This window comes from Streptomyces sp. NBC_00239, from assembly GCF_036194065.1.
Classification (GTDB): domain Bacteria; phylum Actinomycetota; class Actinomycetes; order Streptomycetales; family Streptomycetaceae; genus Streptomyces.
The window spans coordinates 6749700-6768579 of the sequence record NZ_CP108095.1 but is presented as its reverse complement, the minus strand read 5'-3'; the positions used below and the strand labels follow the sequence as shown (position 1 = coordinate 6768579).

The window sequence follows — 18880 nt, the reverse complement described above, 5'->3', positions numbered from 1 at the left end:
GCCAAAGGAGCGTGCACTGGCGCCCCTGCCAGATCACCGCAACGTCTTCGACCCCAGCTGGCAGCGAGCCTGGGCCCGGTTCGGCCACGTGACCACGCCGCTGCGCGAACGCGGCCTGAGCTGCGATGTCCAGTACGGGCTGGACGACTGGATCGTCTACGCCTGGCTGCCCGGGCACGACTCCGTCGTCCTCGTCGGAAGGCAGAACGGCTGGCTGGCCACCCACCAAGCTCCGGCCGAGAGCCCGACCTCGATGTCGGTCCTCTACGACACCACGGTGTCCCCTGGCCCCGACGACTTCGCCGACGTCGAGCCACTGCTCTCCGCGGTCGACGCACTCCTCGCACGGCTCGCCCGCGCACAGTCACCACCGGCAGCCCACGGCGTGCACGTGGCCGAAGTCCCCGCCCCTCCGGCGACCGGGCGCGGCACCCGCAGCCGCTGACCACCCCGCCCCCGTCTTTCAGGAAGGTTCCCCGTGTACCACCCCGTCAGCATCCACATAGGACTGCATGCCGCCGGACCCATGACGCTGCCCCTCACCGACCCGGTGCAACGCCTTCTGTGGTCAAGGGGGTTCACGTATTGCTCCCGGCTGGATGCGTACACCGCGCCGGCCGCCCTGCCCGTCAAACAGCAGGAGCAGCTCGTGCACCAGGCCGTGCATGCACTGCAGCCGCTCGGACTTCCCGTGGCCCATCTCCACCACCCTGCGGCTTCCGCATGACCACCCGCTCCTTCATCGCCCGACCCACCGAGGCCGGCGGGTACGACGGCATCTACGTCCATCTCGACGGGCTGCCCAGCCACCATCTCCCCCTCCTCCTCACCGCCTACCAGTACAGGTTCAACTGTGACCTGGAAGCCATGTCCCGGCACCTGGTCGACGACGTGGCCATCGGCTGGGACGAGCTGGGTACCGACCTCCTCGACCACGCTCCCCCGGAGCTGTTCCTCGCGCTCACCGGCGGCGAGACCTGGCCGAGCACTCAGCCCGAGAACCTCTGGACCCTGGACGGCTCGCCCCCGCAGCGGATGACCGTCAACCCCGAGGCCACAGACGATCTGGAGTGGGGGTACGTGCTGCACCCGCACGGCATCGAGGTCATCAGCCTGAGCGAACAGCACCGCGGTCCTGTTGTCGGGTGGGCGACCGACCCCCTCTACCCCTTCACCGACAACGCGGCGATGTGGGCGCCGACAGGTCCTGGCCCGGGCCGGGTGCCCCGAACCGCGCCGAAGCTGTCCACCACCCCGGTCGCCACGAGCGTCTCCGCCCCCGCCTCCCCATCGCGCACCACGCGCCGCTGATCCACAAGGAGTCTTTCTGCCCGAACAGTTCGTCGTCGGCACGCACCCCAGGTACGGGTACGTCGCCTCCGCCCAAGGAATCCCCCACCACATCAGCCAGTGGTACCTGACCCGCCTCGGCTTCCAGCCCCTTCACGGCCTGCACGGCGTGTACCTGCTGACGGCCCCCACCCACGACGGGCCCCGCCGCACCCGCCAGGCCGTCGAGAGCCTGCGCAGCAGCGGATACCACGTCCACGCCGACTACTCCCTCGATCCCGCGAACACCAAGACGGCACAGACCGGGCCGGTCCGGGACCCGCGCGAGTGGTACCGCATCGGAGTACCGCAGGCCGCCGCCACTGCCTCGCCCCAGTACGCCACCGCACGGGCCTGGGGCTCCAAGCCGCCGCAGACCACGCCGGCCACCCCCACACCAGCCGCATCCACACAGCCCAGCCGCACCCGCTAACGCGAGAAGGATCCAACCCGCCCATGCTCACCACCACCTACGACGGGCCCGGCAGCAGCGAACTGCGCCGCCGGGCCGGCCAGGAGGCCGCCGCCTTCCTGCGCGGCCTGCCCGTCTCGCGCGATCCCGCCGCCCCGCTGCACGCCTGCACCGAGGCCATGTCCCAGGCCACGACACCCGCCGAGGTCCACGCTCTGACCGAACTGGCCGCCGGTGGCGAGGACGCCGGACTGATCGCGCTGCGGAACCTGCTTCGCGCCGCCGGCAGCCGCTGCCGGGAACAGGGCCACGCGCAGCTCGCCGCCCGTTACGACCGCACGAGCGACCTCCTCGACATCGCCGACCGCACGCTCTTCCAGCTCGGCGTCGACCTGCTGGCCGCCGCGCACGACACCCTGCGCGACCGGTCCGGGCCCGCTCCGGCACTCACCGCCGGCGCCGAGGGAGGTCCCCGCTGACCTCGTCCGAGATCACCCTGTTCACCAGCCGCCACGACGGCATCGTCGGCCTCGTGTCCGGCGAGAACTGGCGCTGGGCCCGGACCGCGCTCCAACTCGCAGGATTCGAGAAGAACAGCGACGGCAACTACGTCACGCCCCTGACCGACATAGCCCGCGCCCGCCAGTCGCTCGCCGCCCTCGGCGGCACCGCTCTGGCGCACGAGACCCTGGTCGCCACCAACGGCAGCCGCTACATCGGAGACTTCGCCCGCGAGCTTGGTGAGAACCTGCCCGGCCAGTGGAGCGTGCGGGTCGAGAACTACCCGGTCCCGATAGTGCAAGAGGACCTCTTGTACGACCTGTGGACACCCCGCGCCGACCCCCTCGCGCACACGGTCAAGACCGAGCGTCTGCTGGCCGCGGCGATCCTTCGCGGCGAGAGCGGCGTCGAGCTGGCCGTCGTACCGGTCCCCGGCCGCGATCAGTACCGCGTCGGCGCACTCATCCCGGCGGACATGAACCTGACCCCAGAGGTTGCCGGGCCCTCCAGCATCACAGTGGGAGACGCGCACGCTCACGCCGCCCACCAGGTCAGCTCCTCCCTCCTCGCCGAATACCACCATGCCTTCTGGCGGCTGCAGTTGATCACCCTCAGGGACGATCTGGATTGGGCCCACGAGGCGTACGAGCCCGGCACGGTCACAGATCCGCCCCAGCATGACCTGGCCGACGCCTTCGCCCGCTTCGCCGACGCCGCACCGCACATCATCAGCACCGTGCGCGCCAGCAACACCCAACTCAACCCACATGAGCAGGCGTTCCTGGAAGACATGGATGCCGTATTCGGCCAGCCAGCCCCGCCGCAGGAAGCCGCCACGGAGCCGCAGAAGACCTTCGATCCCGATCCGCTGGCGGTGTGGCTGCTCGAAGGCCAGGACCTGGTCGACCTCGCCCGCTCCGTCAGCCGAGCCTCTTGGCCCCGGACAGTCCTCCCCCCGGTCCGCACGGCAGCCGCTCTCCCCGCCCCGCCCCTGCAGATCGCCGCCTCACGCAACCGCAGGTAGCCGCCACCCTGGAGCCTTCATCCCTCACTCCCCAACCCCACCACTGCAAGAAGCGATCAACGCTCTGACCGGCTGGGGCACCCGGTTCTCGGTCACCACGCTCAGCTGCGAGCTTGCCCTGGAGCGCCTCCACAACCGCCACGGCGACATGCTCGACGAGCAGGCTGCCCAGGCCGTCGAGGCGGACCGCAACCGGGAGCTCGCCGAACTCTTCGGCAATCTCCTTCCCCACGTGCCCACGTTGCTCGCCCACGCGAGTGCCGGTATCGAGGCCATGCCGCCCGCTCGCCACCACGCCGGCTGGCAGCTTCTGGTCTCCGACCTCGCCCACGCCGCGGATGTAGCTGTACGCATCCTGGAGGACCACCCCACGGGCCACGACTCCGCAGCCCGCGACGCACGGCTGTGGCCCTACCTGCGGACCTGGGGCGAGCACGACGTACTCCTGCGGGACCTGGCCCTCCAGCCGGCCCATCCCCCGCGCCCCGGTCCGCGGCTCACGGGAGAGGAGCAGGAGTGGTGGACGGCCCGGGCCCGTGCGGCCCGCAGCCGTGATCTGCTCCAGCCTCAGGAATCGCGGTATGACGCCACAGGCCGCCAGCTCACCCTCGCCGTGCTCCCGTACCCGGACGAGGACGAAGAGGTCGTCCTGATCCTCGCTGGGGACATCGACAGCCCGCACATGCAGGTACTGGGCTGCTACGACACCGACGACGCGGCCATCCGGGACCTTCCGCCAGCGGTCCCGCCCGGGGTGCTCTTCCCCGAAGGGCACGCTCCGGCACCGCTCGCGCTCCCCGGGCTCCCTCTCGCCCAGCTGACGCGTGACGTCATCGACGCGCAGCACAGCGCCTCCGTCGCGGAGGCGATCTCCTACGTCACCGACCGGCCGCCCCACGCCCCTGCCGGGCACATCGCCCAGCTCACGGAGTTCCTCGACACGTGCGCCACCTGGGCCGCCGCGCTGGACACCCGGGCCGGTCACGAGATCGCCGTCCGCCTGCGGGTGCTCTCGGCACAGACCGGCCACCTGCTGCAGGACCTCACGCGCGTCGGAGAGCAGCTGGAGGAAGCCGTGGCCGTCCTGCCACCGCACCGAACCCCCGCTCCCCGGCATCTGCCCACGCCCCGCCCACCAGCCATCACCACCACGCCCGTGGCGACAGCACCTGCAGCGAGCACTACCTCCGCGCACCGCCGCTAGCGGCCAGCCCGGCGCCCACCCCTCGCCCGCCTTCTGACGGAAAGCCCTGCCCTGTTGACCCTGGCCGATCACCCGACCACCACCCCACCGCCCGCCACGTACGGCGCCGTCCTAGGCAGCCGGCACGTTGTCCGCCTGCTCGGCGGCACCCTGACCGGACGCCTGCCCAACGGCATGGTCCCCGTCTCGCTGGTTTTGTGGATCACCGGAGGTGGTGGGTCGCTGGCCTTCGCCGGCCTGCTCGCCGCGCTGTACGGGCTGGCGTCCGGGCTGTCCCAGCCGGTCAAGGGCAGGCTGATGGACCGCTACGGTCAGACCCGCGTCTCTGCCCCGGCGGTGCTGCTGAACTCCGGCTGCCTGGCCGCGCTCCCCTGGATCGGCGCAGGCGGGCATCCAGCGGTGGTGACCGCGGTGGTGGGGTTCGCGGGCCTGGTCACGGCGCCGCTGGAATCCGGCTTGAGGGCCCTGTGGCCGACCGTCGTGCCCGATCTCGGGCAGCGCCGAGTCGTCCAGGCCCTGGACACCGGATCGCAGGGACTCCTCTATATCGCGGGCCCGTTGCTCGCCTCCTGGCTTTCCACCACGCACGGTTCCGACACCGCCTTGACCGCGACCGCCGCACTCGGGCTCGTGGGCACGGTGATCGTCCTGACCGCCGCCCCGTCACGGACCTGGCGTCCCGTCACCGCAGACGGGGCGGCGGGAAGCGGCCGCTTGATCGGGGCCGGCCTGGTCCTGCTGTGCACCGCCCTGGCGGGAACGGGCTTCGCGCTCGGCGCGATGACCGTCTGGGCCGCCGGCATGGCCACCGTCCACGGACTGGCCATGCTCTCCGGGGTACTGCCCGCCGCGTTCTCCACCGGCAGCTTCCTCGGCGGCCTGATCTACGCGCGCAGGACATGGCCCGGCACGACCACCACCCAACTCATCACCACCAGCGCCCTGTTCCTCGTCGGATGGGTTCCGCTCCTGGCCCAGCCCGAACCCCGGGCCGCCATCGCCCTGGCGGTCGTCCCGGGACTGTTCCTCACCCTGATCATCACCAACGGCTTCCACACCGTTGACTCCCTGGCCCCCGCCTCCCGCACCACCGAGGCGTACGCCTGGCTGATCCTGTCGGTCGGCACCGGCCAGGCCGCCGGGACCGCTCTCGCCGGAGCGCTCGCCGAGCACCCCTACGTACTGGCCGGGCTCCCCGCCGCCGGAGCCGCCACCTCGCTGACCATCCTCACCCTCGCCCGCCGAAAGCTCGGCCCCGGCCGTCGCCTCGGCCGCCACCGGCGCCCCCGCCAGACACACAACCCCAACTCAGCAGCCCTCGAAGGAGATTCACGCATGGCCGTACGAACCGAATGGAAGATCGTCCACAGCTGTGGACACGTAATCACCCGGAACCTGTCGGACCGTCCCGCCGACAAACGGGCCGGATTCGCCCGCTGGCTCGGCGAGCGGGACTGCACCGACTGCTGGAAGGCCGCCCGCGACTCCGACACCGCCGCCAAGGAGGAATGGCTCGCCGCCAAGCGCGCCGAGGAGCAGCAGGCCGCACTAGCCTGGACGGAGCAGTTCGACATGCCGCCGCTGGAGGGCCCGGACCGGGCCCTGGCCTGGGGCGAGCGATCCCGCTACCAGCTGGCGACCACCGCGTACACCGCCCTCGTCGCCGAAGGGTCCTGGGACGAGGCGGACTGGTCCGCCCTGGAAGAGAAGGTCCGTACGGTCACCCGGGCCGGCTGGTGGATAGACCAGCGCGATGCCGAGGGCACGGACCTTCCCGAGCTGCTCGATGCGGCCACAACGGAGGATCGGGGAACGGAGAACCCGTTTCGTTAACCGCAGCACGATCGACGTCACTGCCACGCAATCAGGCAGCGCAGGTAGCTCTGACGTACATCCGCTACTACGCGGCTCCTCGCGCTTTGGCTCGCTCGACAAGTCGCAGGAGTAGATCCGCGAACTGGACGATCTCGGCTGCCTCAATCGCGTCGTCAAAGACAACTGTGCGGTGGCTCGGAGGATTCTTGAAGGCCCCCATCGCCGCGGCGAAGAGGTTCGTCATCGCGTCTTGCTCGCCGCCTTCTGCCCCTTGATCGGTGAGAGGGCCGGCTGGAGAAGTCTTCTGAGGATTCGCCACGCGGAACGCTGCCCTCATCAGGTTGACACCCACGAGGGAGTTCTCCAGACCAGCGGCGTTACGGACAGCGACTTCGACGGCCTTCATTGCAGCGAAGCAGGCCGTCTCATACTCGCCGAGGTTGAAGATGGTTCGTACGTGCCCGTCCAGGTCAGGGTGCAGGGGCCCCGCCAGGCGCTCGGCCGCCTCCAGCTTCCGGAGCGCGGCCGGATCGCCGATGAGCTCCCGACCTTCCTTGGTCACCCGATGATTGTCGCTGGGCCGTGAGGTCGCAACGCTGACCAGCGCCTTGGACTGCAGCCAGGCCCAAGCTTCGCCAATTCGCTCGACGAGCTCCTCCGCATCCGGAACACCTCGGAAGGCCATTCTGGCCCGAGCGAAGATGTTCTGCGGCAGGAAGAACGGCTCCTTGACCAGGTCCGCCAGCAGCAGCATCCCCAGCTCGGGTGTCGGGAGGGTGCGTAGAGCGTCGGCCGACACAGGGGCAGCGGTATTCGTGGTCACTCCGGGAAGGTAGCCCGCTGGCCCACCGGCGTACAGCGGTATCCGGGAGCGGACATATATAGCCGACGATCCCCGGTCAGCCAAACCGGGGATTCTCCAGACCATTGAAGTACTTCACCAGCCGCTCCCCGCGGCACCTTCGTGGAAGGACTTTTGCCGTGCCCGACGCCAACCGCGCCGCGTTCATACCCGCCGATGCAGTCACCCCCGAGCGGGACATCACCCACGAGCACTTCGCCCCCGGCGACCGGATCGTGGTCATCAAGGGTGTGGACGACGGCACCCTGTGGGGCGACGCGATGACGGTGGTCACCCCGTCCTGGCACACCCCGACGAACGAGGACGGGTGGCGCCTGCGCAACCCGGAGGGAGGGGCACGCAGCTTCATCACCGGACACCCCCGCTACCTCGTCCACCTCTCCGCGCACTGCCCCGACTGCCTGATCTACCAGCGGGCCCTGCAGGACTACCTGGTGCCGAAGTTCCCCGGCAGCGAGTCCGTCGATGTGGGCTGGTACTCAATCACCGAGCTGAACCAGCTCGTCCACGTCGCCGACGGCCGGGCCGGCATCCGATGATCCCTACGGTGCACGAGCCGAGCATGTCCTCAGTGGACGGGCTCGCCGAAGCGCTGGGCCGACCCGTCAGCGACCAGGAGGGGCTGACCACCGAGGGCACGATCGTCGCCCACTGGCACTACCTCGACTACTTCACCGACGACGACCGGACCTGGACCTCGGTCGAGTGGGCCCAGCACATCGACGACCCGCGCAGGCTCCACCCGTTCCCCGCCACTTACAGGGGCGACCCCCGCGTCATCTTCCACGCCAGCGTCCGCCTGCACCCCAAGGACCGGGAACTCACTCCCGCCGAATGGTCCGAGGTCGGCTACCGGCTCGCGCGCGTCGCAGGGATCGCACCGCCCGGCGAACCGAATCCAAGCAGGTGGATCGCTGTTCGAGACCAGTCCCACCGCCTCGACCTGCTCGCCAACCTGATCCGCGAGGACGGCAACCGCGCGGCCCTGCCCAGGCAGGTTCACCACGTCCTGGCCGCGGAATGCCGGCGTATCGAAGCAGACCTTGGTCTTCTCTCCCCCCGAGAGCACCACGTCAGCCCCTTCAAAGCCAACATGCTGACCGCTACGCGGCCCACCACCGAGCGACTCGACCCCAGCATCGCGGCGCACCTGTCCGACGAGGCGCACCGGCATCTGGCCGTCGCGCGCCGCCTCATGGAGAGGGCAGGTCAGCATCTCGGCGCCCCGCTCGCAAGCCCTTCCCCGCGTCTCCCCGCCGGCTTCCCGGCGCCCCGTTCCCCCCGGGGCCGCTGACCCGCCTCTCCCTTGCAGAAAGCATTCTCTTCTTGGCCCTTGCCCAACGTGTCCTGACCATCCGGCGCGATCCGCACTCCGGTGAAGTCCTCGCCCGTGGAGGCGATCCGGAAGCCCACAGCCTCCTTGAGCGCACCGGGTTCGTCCCCGTGGTCCGCCGCCACGAGACCTACCACCGCCTGCCCACCGGCCTCGACCAGGACGAGGAAATCCGCCTCGCCACCCGAGCCGTGGCCCGCCTGCAAACCGTCGGCTACGACCTCGACACCGACCCCGTCTTCGCCACCGAGCGACGCGAACCGCATTACCTCACCCTCGGCGACCAAGTCCGACACCTCGCGGTCCGGATCCGGGAAGCCGAGAGCACCGAAGAGGTTGCCGACACCCTCACGGAGCTGACCGCCACCCACGACGGGATCCTGGCGGCCCTCACCAAAGTCCTGCACACCGCGGCCGACTTCCTGCAGGACCTCGGACACCCCGCGGACCCGCACACGGCCGCCCGGCTGCGCCACCTTGCCGACGAGCGGCTCCACGTCCTCGCCTCCGACCTGCGGCACGTCCGAAACGATCTCGCCGACCGGCAAGCAGTACACCCCCACCGAGCACCCTGCCCGCAGGAAGTCGCCGGTGACGAGCGCGAGAAGTCGGCTTCCTGCCCCTGTCCCGCGCCCGCCCGTATCCCCACCACGCCCAGCGCACCGGCCGCCGCTCCGCCCGCCCCGGCCGGCCGCCGCCGCTGACGCCCGATCCCGCCCGAGGAACCCATGCCTGACCACGATCCCGAAGAGCTCGACTCCTTCGCCGCCATCCTCACCCAGCTCCTGCCCGGTACCTGGACCAGGGAACTGCGTCAGCACACCGCCCACGACGACCAGTTCTTCCTCACCGCCGACGTCTGGGACATGAACCGTGTCGCCGACGCCCTCGCCCAGCACCCCCTGAAGCAGGACGTCATCCTCACCAGCGAGGACGGCCGGCGCCTGTTCCTCATGGACCACCCCCGCTACGAGGACGAGTTCCTCGTCGCCGCCATGGCCCCCGCCGACACCCACGCGGAGGCGTTTCGCGGGGTGCCGGAGCCGGACGGAATCACGATCACCGCCGACCCCGAGCAGGCCGCCGACGCCATCGCCACCCAGCTCCTGCCCCGCTATGAGACCGCTCTGGCCCAGGTCCAGGGCAACGCCCTGAGCCTGAACCGCGCCTCCTCCCAGCCCGACACCTTGGTGATGAGCTGGACGGAATCCGGCGACCTCACCGCCACCACTGACCGGGCGGAGGTGGCCAAGGTCCTGACCGCCCACGGGTTCGTCCACGACCCCGGCCAGCAGACGTACGTCGCCTCCGGCGACGACACGGCTCACCAGGCACGGTGCGTGCGGGCGGCCGGCACCGCTCTCGGGGCCCTGAACATCGGTGTGACCCTGCGCAACGCGCCACACCGGGGCACGCCGGCAACGAGGCCGCTGCCCGCACCGCGCCCGGCCGGGGCGAACACGGTGCGCTCCCGGTGAAGGACGGCGGAGAGCCCGACTTCCTCGTCCTTGACTACGTCACCATCACCCGCGACCCGCGCACCCAGCTGGTGGTGACCAGCAGATGCACACCGGAAGCCGCGGGCATCCTGGAGACCGTCGGACGTTTCCGCGACGGCGGCGTCCACTACCTCCGCCAGCCGCACGACATGCCCGTCGACCAGCAGCGCCACTACGCGACCGCCGCGGCCCAGGCCCTCCTGCTCTCAGGGTTCAGCGTCTACCTGGATCCCTCCCTGAACACGCTCGCCACCCCCGACGGCGACCGGGCAGCGGCCCACCGCTACCTGGACCAGCTCACCGAGCAGGCCAGCAAGGCCACCGACGACAAGCAGGTCGCCGAGATCCTCGCCGAAGTGGCCGCGCCCACCGAGGGCCTGCTGTCCCACTTGGTGCAGACCCTGATCACGACCTGGGCCACCTGGAGCCAGCGCACCGAGGGCGCACTGTCCAAGAACGACCTCGCGATGCGGCTGATGGACACCACCAGCGTGCTCTCGCGCGGCGGCGACGAGATCCGGCACATCCGCAATCAGGCCGCTTCCGCCAAACCGGCCGCCCAGCAACCACCTGCACCTCCAGGCCCAGCGGCGTCGCCACCCGCCCGGGGACGCTGAACCCGCCGCACTCCACCCCCGAAACGACCATGCCTCCACGACACCATCGAAGCGACCTTGCGGCCTTCGCAGACGGCCTCGCCGCCCGCCTGCCCGATACCTGGACCAGCACCTACACCCGCCACGCCGTCTACCATGACCAAATCGCCACCACGTCGACGGTGTGGGACATGGGAGCCGTCGGCTACGCCACCTCCAACTTCGTCCTCGGCCACCAGGCCGTGCTCACCCGAACCGACGGAGCACGCCTGCTGCTCTTCGACCGCCCCCGATACCGGCACCAGTTCATGATCGGCGCGCTGGAACCAGACGCCCATCACGACGCCTTCCACCAGGTGGACGAACCCAACGGCATCACCATCCCCGCCGACCCGGCCCGCGCCGCCGCCCAAGTCACCCGCAGGCTGCTCCCCCGCTACGAGAAGGCGCTGCGCCAGGTCCGGCACAACACCGCCCACCCCGCGCCCCGCCGACCCGAACCGGTGCTGATCACCGGGGCGGTGAGCATGGCCTGGCACCCGGACGGGGCCGTCGGCGCCGTCACCGGAGTCCGCGAGGCAACCGCGGTCCTGTACGGCGCCGGGTTCCAGTACCACCCCTACCACCGGCAGTTCATGCTGCCGGCGTCGTACGGCGACCGCGAGCAGATCGCCCGCGTCCAGGCTGTCTCCCAGCAGCTGGCCCGTATCGGCGTCGGCGTCACCATGCGCCCGGCCCGACCGGCCCCCGCTCCCACGGCACTGCCCACTCGCCCGCCCGCCCCGGCGGTCGCTTCTGCGACCCGCTGATCCACCCACCACCGTGAGGAGATCCCCCGTGGGAAATCTGGCCGATGAAGCCGGCACCGACGTCGAGATCTACCGACGGGCCCACACCCCCGGCAGCGTCCACATCGTCAGCCGCAGCAACGCACCCGAAGAACTCCTGGCCCTCCTCGACAGCGCCGGCCTTGAACGCCACACGGAGGCGACCTCCGGCCCCGTCTACGTCTGGCACGAAACCCCCGACGGCCTGAGCGAACAGGCCCAGAAGCAGCTCGCCACCCGCGCGGCCCTGCCCCTACTCATCGCCGACTACAAGGTCAACATCGACCCGGACGTGTACGACGTGACCGCCTGGGCTCAGACGATGGCCGCCCACCGCCACGAGCAGGCCAGGACCGCGGGTGCCCAGGCTCCCGCTGCTGCTCCCCCGGCACCGCCCCGATCCCCTCCGCGGTCTCGCTGACCACTACCCGCATGCCGCCCCGGCCCATCCCATCCGGGCCGGGGCGGCCACACCACACGGAGCACCACGATCCAGCAGAACCCCACCAACCTGCCCCCTATCTCCCCCACCCGCCGCCCGCGCCTGGCCGTCTTCCTTCTGCGGCGCTATCTCCGCGCAGTGACCGCTGCCTCAGTCGGCCGGCACAACCCGCTCGCCACCGCCCCGTTCGGGGTGCTGGACGAGTCCCGGCGTACAGGCACCACCGCCGAGAGGCCAGGAGGAGCATGACCGTCCACGACCCTGACGTCCTGACCCGGCACATCGCGCAGCAGATCGCCTTGCTCAACGAACACTTGGCCACGGCTCCGCCCCGCCAGGCCGCCCGGACCCTCAGCCAGGTCCTTGACCACGAAGACGGCATCCTCGGACAGTTGACCAACTTGATGGTCACCGGTTCGCGCTTCGCCCAGGACCGGGCGACCGCAGGAGTACTGCCGCCCGAGGCATGGCTCGCCCTCGGCCGGGCCGCGAACGAGCTCCACGACATCGGCCTCGACCTCGACGACCACGCGGAAGACCTCCGCCGACTCGCTCAGGCCCCGGCAACCACCCCGCTCCCGGCCGCGGCCTCGGCTCTCGTCGCCAGGAGGCACCGGTGAAGAAGACCTGGACAGGCTGGGGGCCGACCGCCGACCAGCCCCAGCAGCACTATCTGGTCGAGCCCCGCTACCTCGGCGGCGGTGGTGACCTCCGCTTCGTCGCCGAGTACCTGCGCGCCTCCGGCTGGAAAGACATCTCCCGCACGGGCGGCCCGATCGTCTTCGACAGCCCCGACCGCTCCGTACGGGTTGGCTTCGACCCCACGGCGATGCCCGGCGGCTGGACCGTCTCCGGACAGCCCATCGGGCAGCAGCCGGCCTGGCACGCCACGTTCACCACAGCCGTACCGATCGAGATCGTCGCCGGGTTGACCGACACCCTGACCAAACCGCGCTCCGCCCATGCCCCGAACGTGTGGGCCCCGCTGGAACAGAACGGGTGGGAGACCTCCCGTGTCGAGGAGGACCACCAGGACCCCGAGCAGGACCTGGTGCACTTTGTCGCGGTCGCCCCGGACCGCAACGCCTGGCTGCAATACCACCAGGACGGGCCCAGCCAGGCGCACTGGTGGGCCGGTGCCCGCACTGAGCACGGCCGCGCCTGGGACGCCGTCTTCACCTCCACGACACCACTGCACCTGGTCCAGGAGTTCTCGGCCGCGCTCTCGGACCCCACCCCAGTGCTGCGCCCACGAGGCAACGTCCCGGCCACGAAGTGGATCCGCACCACCTCGGTGTCCGTACGCCCTTCCGAACTCGGGGCCTGGCAGCAGGCCCGGATCACCGCCGCCCGCGCCGCCACCTGGGCCCGCAACTCCTGGAGCGCCGCCCGCCCCCGCCAGCGAACCCCCTCCAGCACCCACACGACAGCCGGCACCAAGGCCCGCCGCTGACCGTCCGGCCCACACCACGACCACCGAGGAACCCCATGACCGCACTCTCCAATGGCCCCAGTCGGGAGAAGATCGACCAGGCCGTCGACATCCTCCTGGAGCTCAGGGACCACTTGCGGGCCGAGCCGCCCATCGACGAGGTCCTGACGCTGCTGATACCGCTTGTCGACGAGGACGACGGCATCCCGATGCTCCTGTCCGACGTCCTGCGCGCATCCGCCCGAGCCATCGCCACCAACGCTGACCCGTACACCAGCGACGTCAGCTCGGTGGTCGCCACCCTCCGCGAAGCAGCCACCGAGATCATGCAGTGGCACTCGCTGCACTGGGAGGTCCGCCGCCTGGACCAAGCCATCGACGACACGCCGGGAGTGTCGAACTGAGCCAGCGGCCTTTCATCCATACCCGCGCCGACGAACCGCACAGCCGGATCTGGTTCGAGACCAGCCCCCGGCACCTCGCCGGCCGCGGCGACCCCCGCCACATCACCCAAGCCCTGCGGGCAGCCGGATGGTCCAACCACTCCGACCCGGACTACCCGCACGTGATCCTGGCCAGCCCCGACCAGCGCTACGCCCTGGCCCTGGAGCCGGAGAACGAGTCGTACTCCAAGTGGTGGCGGATCAGCTGCACCAGCGACACCGAGAACTGGTACGCCGAGTTCGGCGGGAACACCCCGGTGGAGATCCTCGCCGGATTCACCGACGCCCTCCTCGCCCCAGCGCCCGAGACCGCCCCCGATGTGTGGTCCATCGTCACGAAGGCGGGCTGGAGCTACACCCAGAACGAGCGCGGCCACGAGCTCGCCGAACATCCCGACGGCATCCTGCAACTCCGCCGCTGGGACAGGAAGATCAGCTGGAACACCGGCTTCATCGCCTGCGCCCTGCTCCCCGACGGCCTCGGCGGGCAGGAAACGGTGTGGGAGGCCCACCTCGGCAACGCCCCGCACCTTGCCGCCGCGTTCGTCACCGCACTGGTCGATCCGGCGCCCGTTGCACGGGCCGAGTACGACGTCCCGCACAGCGGCCTCGTCACCCAGAAGCCCGGTGGCCGCCAAGGCGACGACCTCGCGAAGGAACACACCGCGCGCCTGGCCCGATCCCGGGCGACCGCCGTACGCAGCCGGCGCACCGCCCTCACCACCCAGCCCGTCCCCGGCTCGGCCCCGGTGGCGCCCGTCGCCACCGGGCCCCGGCGGTAACACCACCCCCCGACCGGTCTTCAAGGAGCCGTCCCTCTGTCCATCACCGACCGGCAGCTCGCCGCCTTCGCCTACGACCACGAGAACGCCCTCGGCTCGGCCATCACCCCGCGCTACCTCGCCGACGCCGGAGACCCCCGCCACGTCACCCACGCACTGCGGGCACGCGGATGGAGCCTGGACTCCGACCCCCTGCACCCCGCGATCCGGATGACCAGCCCCGATTACGCCTTCCGGCTCGACCTCACGCCGACGCCCAGCAGCTTTACCCGCTGGTGGCGCATCGACAACAACCACGGTCCCGGCTTCTGGTACGCCACATTCAACGGCGACACCCCCGCCGAGATCGTGGCCGGCCTGACCGACGCACTCATCCGGCCCGAGCCCGAAGAACCGGCCCCCTCGGTGATCGAGGTCCTCACCGGCCGCGGCTGGGAGCACACCACGTCCGAGACCGGCTCGCAGAGGCTGACCTCCCCCGACACCATCGTCCAGGTCGAGCTGTACGTCTCGCCTTCCCTGGGTGTCATGGGCTGGGAGATCGAGGCCGCCCACTACTTCGGTGAGCACGGCCCGGAGCAGCGCATCTGGCGGGCCCACCTCGACGCGGCGACCCCCGCTCACCTGCTTGCCGCCGTCGCCGAGGCGATCTCCAACCCCGCGCCGGTCCTGCGCGCCCGATTCAAGATCAACGACAGTGCCCATCTCATGCAGGGACCGGAGTTCGCGATCGGCTCCGAGGTCGTCAGCGCACACAAGCAGCGCCTGGCCGAGACCCGCCGCCACCGGCCCAAGCCGCACCTCACCACCGCCGTGACCGCGCCCGCACTTCCGCGCACCGCCGCGCCGGCCAGGCCCGCCCGGTAGCCGCCAGCCGAGAACTCCCCGACCCCCGAAGGACCCGTGACCAACGCCGACTTCCACTCCAGGCACCAGCACCTCCTGGACCAGCTCGCCCTCTACCTCCGCGAGGCGGAGCAGATCCTCGCCGCCTGGGACACCTACTCCGACGAGCACACCGGACCCGACGGTTGGCCGCACGACGAGGGGGCCTACGGGTTCCGCCAGGCCCAGCGCGACGCCGACACCTGGCGGTCCTTCAACCGGGTCCGCTCCGGAGCCGACGACCTGGTCGCCACAGCCGAGGCCCAGTTGCAGAGGCTTCCGGAGCGGAGCGTCCACCACCGCTGGGTCTGGCAGATCGGCGCTCTGCGCACCGCCCAGGAACGGATCGGTTCCCTGCAGAGCGAGTGGCTCGCATTGCGCGCCACCCTGCCGCAGTCCGTACGGCCCGGGGTCGAGGAGTACGACGGGCCGCTCGCCGGGCGGAACGCCGAGGCCTGGCACTACCTGGACGAATGGTCCCTCCACGGCCAGGCCGTCCTCGACATCCACAACGCTCTGCGGCGCAGCCAGTCCCGGCCGGCAACCGCCCCAGTCGCCGCGCTCCCCGGCCGGGACTCCGTCCCGGCAAAGCCCCGCCGGTAGAAGCCCACCGCCCCCTTCCCCTGGAACCGCCCTCTTGTCCAGCCCCTCCCCTAACTCCAACTCCGACGGCTACGACATAGCCTTCAAGGCCCTCCTCGGCGCCTTCGCCGTTGCCCTGCCCCTGTCCACCCTGGCCTGGCTGGGCGGCAACGCGACCGCCTGGGTCACCAGCAGTGGCCCCTGGGTCCCCTACCAGCCGGCCGAAGCTCTTTTCCACCCCGAACGCCTCTGGCCCGCGGCGGGAGAAACGTCCCTGCTCATCGGCACCCGCATCGTCCCCGCCACTGTCCTCCTCGCCCTCACCGTCTTCGGATACCTGTGGTGGACCCGGCACAGCGGCACGAGCGGGAAGAGGAAGCGCGTCGCCGGGATGGCCAAGCAGAGGGACATCGAGCCGCTGCTCGCCAAGGCCATCACCGCCAAGGCCCGCTCCCTGAGGCCCAGCCTGAAGGACGCCAAGGCCATCGACGCCTCCGACACCGGCGTCCTGCTCGGCAACCTGCAGGGCAGCCGCTCCGAGGTCCGGATGGGCTTCGAGGACGTCGCGGTCGCGATCATGGCCCCCCGATCCGGCAAGACGACCTGCCTGGCCATCCCCGCGATCCTCGCCGCCCCCGGCCCCGTGCTCCTGACCTCGAACAAAGCCGCCGGCGACGCCTACACCGCCACGCTCGACGCCCGCGGAGAGAACGGCCGGACCTGGAGCATGGATCCGCAGCAGATCGCCCACGCGGCCCGTGAGATGTGGTGGAACCCGCTCGCCACCGCCAAGTCCCTCGACGGAGCGGGACGATTGGCCGGGCACTTCCTCGCCGCGAGCGTGGATGCCTCCCAGCAGGGCGACTTCTGGTCCAAGGCCGGATCCAACATCCTGAGCCAACTGTTCCTGGCCGCGGCTCTCGACGAACGCCCCATCACCGACGTCATGCAGTGGCTGGCCTTCCCCGCCGACCGCAGGCCTCTGGACATCCTCCGCGACCACGGGTTCTCGGCCGTCGCCGCACAGCTCAAGGGCACCGTCGAAGGCCCGCCGGAGACCCGCGACGGCATCTACGAGACCGCGAGGCAGTACGCGTCAGCGCTCCTGAACAGCGAGATCGCCGCGTGGGTCACCCCGCAGAAGGGGGTCGCCGAGTTCAAGCCCGCCGACTTCGTGACCAGCAAGGACACCTTGTACCTGCTGTCGAAGGACGGAGGCGGCGGAGCCAGTGCGCTGATCGCCGCGTGCGCGGACTCCGTGATGCGGGCCGCGACCACCCAGGCCGAACGGGCCGGCGGACGCCTGGACCCGCCCATGCTTGCGATCCTCGACGAGGCCGCCAATGTGTGCAAGATCAGTGACCTCCCCGACCTGTACTCCCACCTCGGGTCCCGCGGGATCATCCCGATCACCATCCTGCAGTCCTACCGGCAGGGGCAGAAGGTTTGGGGCGACGCAGGCATGGACGCCATGTGGTCCGCGTCCACCGTGAAGGTGATCGGCTCCGGCATCGACGACCCGGACTTCGCCGACAAGCTCAGCAGGCTGATCGGTGACCACGACGTCGAGACGAAGTCCACCTCCATCTCCGACTCGGGGAAGTCCACCAGCATCAGCATGCGCCAGGAGCGGATCCTTCCCGCGGACGCGATCCGCGCCCTCCCCAAGGGCACCGCGTTGTGCTTCGCCACCGGCATGCGCGCCGCCATGCTCGACCTGCGCCCCTGGTACCTGGAGCCCGGCGCAGGCACCCTCGCCGCCGCTTCCGCCGCCTCGTCCCAGGGCATCACCGACCGAGCGGTCGCCAAAGCCTCGCCGAAGAAGGACGACTTCGGGAAGGCGGCGTGAACAAGCCGGACCGCTCGCCGACGCACACTCCGTGCCGGTCGCACTGACCTTCCCGAAGACACCGGGAGGGGTCTCGCCCTGGCCCACGACAGCCTGCCCCCTGAAACAGAAGGACCCCTGTGCCTGATTCGAACCCGCCGCCCCTGGAATACCCCGGCCTGTCTGACTTCATCGACGACATCATCGAGGATCTTCGCCGGCACCCGATTGGCATCGACCACGTCTCCGTCAGCACCGTCACACGGCACATCAGCCAAGTCAGTGCACTCCTCTCACGGATGGCCGACGAGGCGCACGCCCACAGCGACCACGCCCGCCGTCACCCCGAGCCCAGCATCTGGCGGCCGACCCACATCCTTTCGTTGACGACGGTCTCGCTGGCCGAGGCGCTGTCCGGCTATACGAAGATCCTCGCCCCCCTGACCATCGCCTGCGAGCCCACCCCGTACGGCACGGTCGACGACGCCATGGACCGCTTCGACTTCTACGAGGCCACCGATGAGCACCTGCCCGTCATCCGCCGGGCACTGTCCGAGGCCCGCGACCAAATAGGGCCGGACGCGACCGCCCCCCAGCCGTCGTCAGCGCCCAGCTCCCCAACCGTGCCGCCCGCAATGGACGACGCACCCGGGCGCCCCGACCCTTCGCCGGCAGACACGAACTCCGACCGCGGTCCGCAACCATCCCCACCCCGGGTCCCGGCCAAGTTGAACGACGCCCAGCACCGCGCGCTCCAGGTCATCGCCGAGCACGAGATCACCGTGTATCTGAGCAGGCACAAGCTGGCCCTGTCCGGCCAGCCCGGCGCTCACCGGTTCACCATGCGCACGGTGGAGGCCTTGGAGGCGCAAGATCTGGTGAAGCGTAGTTCCGCCACCACCCTCGTGACGGGCCAGCGACTGCACCTCACTCCCACTGGCCGCCAGGCCCTCGACAGCCTCGGCCCGGTCCCACTGCCCGCTCCGGCTTCCGCTCCCGTACGTCCGGTCCGCCCACCGGCGGCGCGCACCCGCTAGCCGGGATGCGCGACAACGCCCCGGACCGCCCGTAGGCACCAGCGTCG

General features: G+C 70.6%; 23 protein-coding genes and 1 pseudogene. 23 read left to right on the top strand and 1 reads right to left on the bottom strand.

Features of this window, described 5'->3' with window-relative positions; translation table 11 throughout:
• Positions 1-88 precede the first annotated feature (88 nt).
• The 8 genes and pseudogenes from OG764_RS29900 (at position 89) to OG764_RS41795 (ending at position 6303) form a co-directional block, all read left to right on the top strand.
• Positions 89-445: a hypothetical protein gene (locus OG764_RS29900; RefSeq protein WP_328971526.1), complete on the top strand. Its 357-nt coding sequence runs from the start codon at positions 89-91 to the stop codon at positions 443-445.
• Positions 446-723: 278 nt separating this feature from the next.
• Positions 724-1311, top strand: a complete 588-nt coding sequence (locus tag OG764_RS29895; RefSeq protein ID WP_328971525.1) for a hypothetical protein — start codon at positions 724-726, stop codon at positions 1309-1311.
• A gap of 148 nt (positions 1312-1459) precedes the next feature.
• Positions 1460-1762 (top strand): hypothetical protein, encoded by a 303-nt coding sequence (locus OG764_RS29890; protein WP_328971524.1) that lies wholly within the window; start codon positions 1460-1462, stop codon positions 1760-1762.
• Between the two features lie 23 nt (positions 1763-1785).
• Entirely contained in the window at positions 1786-2220 is a 435-nt protein-coding gene (locus tag OG764_RS29885; protein WP_328971523.1) for a hypothetical protein, read from the top strand.
• Between the two features lie 53 nt (positions 2221-2273).
• Positions 2274-3266, top strand: a complete 993-nt coding sequence (locus OG764_RS29880) for a hypothetical protein (protein ID WP_328971522.1) — start codon at positions 2274-2276, stop codon at positions 3264-3266.
• A 148-nt stretch (positions 3267-3414) separates the two neighbouring features.
• Complete coding sequence (locus OG764_RS29875) at positions 3415-4470, top strand: hypothetical protein (RefSeq protein ID WP_328971521.1); 1056 nt, start codon at positions 3415-3417, stop codon at positions 4468-4470.
• A 54-nt stretch (positions 4471-4524) separates the two neighbouring features.
• A pseudogene (locus OG764_RS41800) lies at positions 4525-5541 on the top strand (MFS transporter); the annotation flags it as partial.
• Between the two features lie 264 nt (positions 5542-5805).
• On the top strand, positions 5806-6303 hold the full coding sequence (locus tag OG764_RS41795) for a hypothetical protein (RefSeq protein WP_443056253.1): 498 nt from the start codon (positions 5806-5808) through the stop codon (positions 6301-6303).
• Positions 6304-6370: 67 nt separating this feature from the next.
• Here OG764_RS41795 and OG764_RS29865 read toward each other — a convergent pair whose 3' ends face one another.
• On the bottom strand, positions 6371-7108 hold the full coding sequence (locus OG764_RS29865) for a TIGR02391 family protein (RefSeq protein WP_328971519.1): 738 nt from the start codon (positions 7106-7108) through the stop codon (positions 6371-6373).
• Positions 7109-7266: 158 nt separating this feature from the next.
• On the opposite strand from OG764_RS29865, the gene OG764_RS29860 reads away from it, so the two are divergent.
• From OG764_RS29860 to OG764_RS29790, 15 genes are all read left to right on the top strand, one after another.
• Complete coding sequence (locus OG764_RS29860; protein ID WP_328971518.1) at positions 7267-7686, top strand: hypothetical protein; 420 nt, start codon at positions 7267-7269, stop codon at positions 7684-7686.
• Positions 7687-7709: 23 nt separating this feature from the next.
• A complete protein-coding gene (locus OG764_RS29855) occupies positions 7710-8441 on the top strand; it encodes a relaxase/mobilization nuclease (RefSeq protein WP_328971517.1) in 732 nt (243 codons plus the stop codon).
• Between the two features lie 32 nt (positions 8442-8473).
• Positions 8474-9184: a hypothetical protein gene (locus OG764_RS29850; protein ID WP_327167734.1), complete on the top strand. Its 711-nt coding sequence runs from the start codon at positions 8474-8476 to the stop codon at positions 9182-9184.
• Positions 9185-9208: 24 nt separating this feature from the next.
• Positions 9209-9958: a hypothetical protein gene (locus OG764_RS29845; protein ID WP_328971516.1), complete on the top strand. Its 750-nt coding sequence runs from the start codon at positions 9209-9211 to the stop codon at positions 9956-9958.
• Complete coding sequence (locus OG764_RS29840) at positions 9955-10596, top strand: hypothetical protein (RefSeq protein ID WP_328971515.1); 642 nt, start codon at positions 9955-9957, stop codon at positions 10594-10596. The genes OG764_RS29845 and OG764_RS29840 overlap by 4 nt, the downstream gene beginning before the upstream one ends.
• Before the next feature lie 29 nt (positions 10597-10625).
• Positions 10626-11384 (top strand): hypothetical protein, encoded by a 759-nt coding sequence (locus OG764_RS29835; RefSeq protein WP_328971514.1) that lies wholly within the window; start codon positions 10626-10628, stop codon positions 11382-11384.
• 28 nt (positions 11385-11412) lie between these two features.
• Positions 11413-11823: a hypothetical protein gene (locus tag OG764_RS29830; protein ID WP_266449489.1), complete on the top strand. Its 411-nt coding sequence runs from the start codon at positions 11413-11415 to the stop codon at positions 11821-11823.
• Between the two features lie 266 nt (positions 11824-12089).
• Positions 12090-12464, top strand: a complete 375-nt coding sequence (locus OG764_RS29825; protein WP_328971513.1) for a hypothetical protein — start codon at positions 12090-12092, stop codon at positions 12462-12464.
• A complete protein-coding gene (locus OG764_RS29820; protein ID WP_328971512.1) occupies positions 12461-13297 on the top strand; it encodes a DUF317 domain-containing protein in 837 nt (278 codons plus the stop codon). Before OG764_RS29825 ends, OG764_RS29820 begins: the two co-directional genes overlap by 4 nt.
• Positions 13298-13332: 35 nt before the next feature.
• On the top strand, positions 13333-13680 hold the full coding sequence (locus OG764_RS29815; protein WP_328971511.1) for a hypothetical protein: 348 nt from the start codon (positions 13333-13335) through the stop codon (positions 13678-13680).
• A 161-nt stretch (positions 13681-13841) separates the two neighbouring features.
• Entirely contained in the window at positions 13842-14501 is a 660-nt protein-coding gene (locus tag OG764_RS29810; RefSeq protein ID WP_328971510.1) for a DUF317 domain-containing protein, read from the top strand.
• Positions 14502-14711: 210 nt separating this feature from the next.
• Positions 14712-15368, top strand: coding sequence for a DUF317 domain-containing protein (locus OG764_RS29805; RefSeq protein ID WP_328971509.1), 657 nt, complete (start codon positions 14712-14714; stop codon positions 15366-15368).
• 36 nt (positions 15369-15404) lie between these two features.
• Complete coding sequence (locus OG764_RS29800) at positions 15405-15989, top strand: hypothetical protein (RefSeq protein WP_328971508.1); 585 nt, start codon at positions 15405-15407, stop codon at positions 15987-15989.
• Positions 15990-16023: 34 nt separating this feature from the next.
• Positions 16024-17817, top strand: a complete 1794-nt coding sequence (locus OG764_RS29795) for a type IV secretory system conjugative DNA transfer family protein (RefSeq protein WP_328971507.1) — start codon at positions 16024-16026, stop codon at positions 17815-17817.
• Positions 17818-17936: 119 nt separating this feature from the next.
• Positions 17937-18833 (top strand): hypothetical protein, encoded by an 897-nt coding sequence (locus OG764_RS29790; RefSeq protein WP_328971506.1) that lies wholly within the window; start codon positions 17937-17939, stop codon positions 18831-18833.
• Positions 18834-18880: the final 47 nt, after the last annotated feature.

What these genes read in the sequence shown, in the direction of transcription:
- OG764_RS29815 (WP_328971511.1), top strand. Translation starts at nt 13,333, where the DNA reads ATGACCGCACTCTCCAATGGCCCCAGTCGGGAGAAGATCGACCAGGCC.
- OG764_RS41795 (WP_443056253.1), top strand. Translation starts at nt 5,806, where the DNA reads ATGGCCGTACGAACCGAATGGAAGATCGTCCACAGCTGTGGACACGTA.
- OG764_RS29825 (WP_328971513.1), top strand. Translation starts at nt 12,090, where the DNA reads ATGACCGTCCACGACCCTGACGTCCTGACCCGGCACATCGCGCAGCAG.
- OG764_RS29895 (WP_328971525.1), top strand. Translation starts at nt 724, where the DNA reads ATGACCACCCGCTCCTTCATCGCCCGACCCACCGAGGCCGGCGGGTAC.
- OG764_RS29805 (WP_328971509.1), top strand. Translation starts at nt 14,712, where the DNA reads ATGACCAGCCCCGATTACGCCTTCCGGCTCGACCTCACGCCGACGCCC.
- OG764_RS29855 (WP_328971517.1), top strand. Translation starts at nt 7,710, where the DNA reads ATGTCCTCAGTGGACGGGCTCGCCGAAGCGCTGGGCCGACCCGTCAGC.
- OG764_RS29835 (WP_328971514.1), top strand. Translation starts at nt 10,626, where the DNA reads ATGCCTCCACGACACCATCGAAGCGACCTTGCGGCCTTCGCAGACGGC.
- OG764_RS29885 (WP_328971523.1), top strand. Translation starts at nt 1,786, where the DNA reads ATGCTCACCACCACCTACGACGGGCCCGGCAGCAGCGAACTGCGCCGC.
- OG764_RS29845 (WP_328971516.1), top strand. Translation starts at nt 9,209, where the DNA reads ATGCCTGACCACGATCCCGAAGAGCTCGACTCCTTCGCCGCCATCCTC.
- OG764_RS29875 (WP_328971521.1), top strand. Translation starts at nt 3,415, where the DNA reads ATGCTCGACGAGCAGGCTGCCCAGGCCGTCGAGGCGGACCGCAACCGG.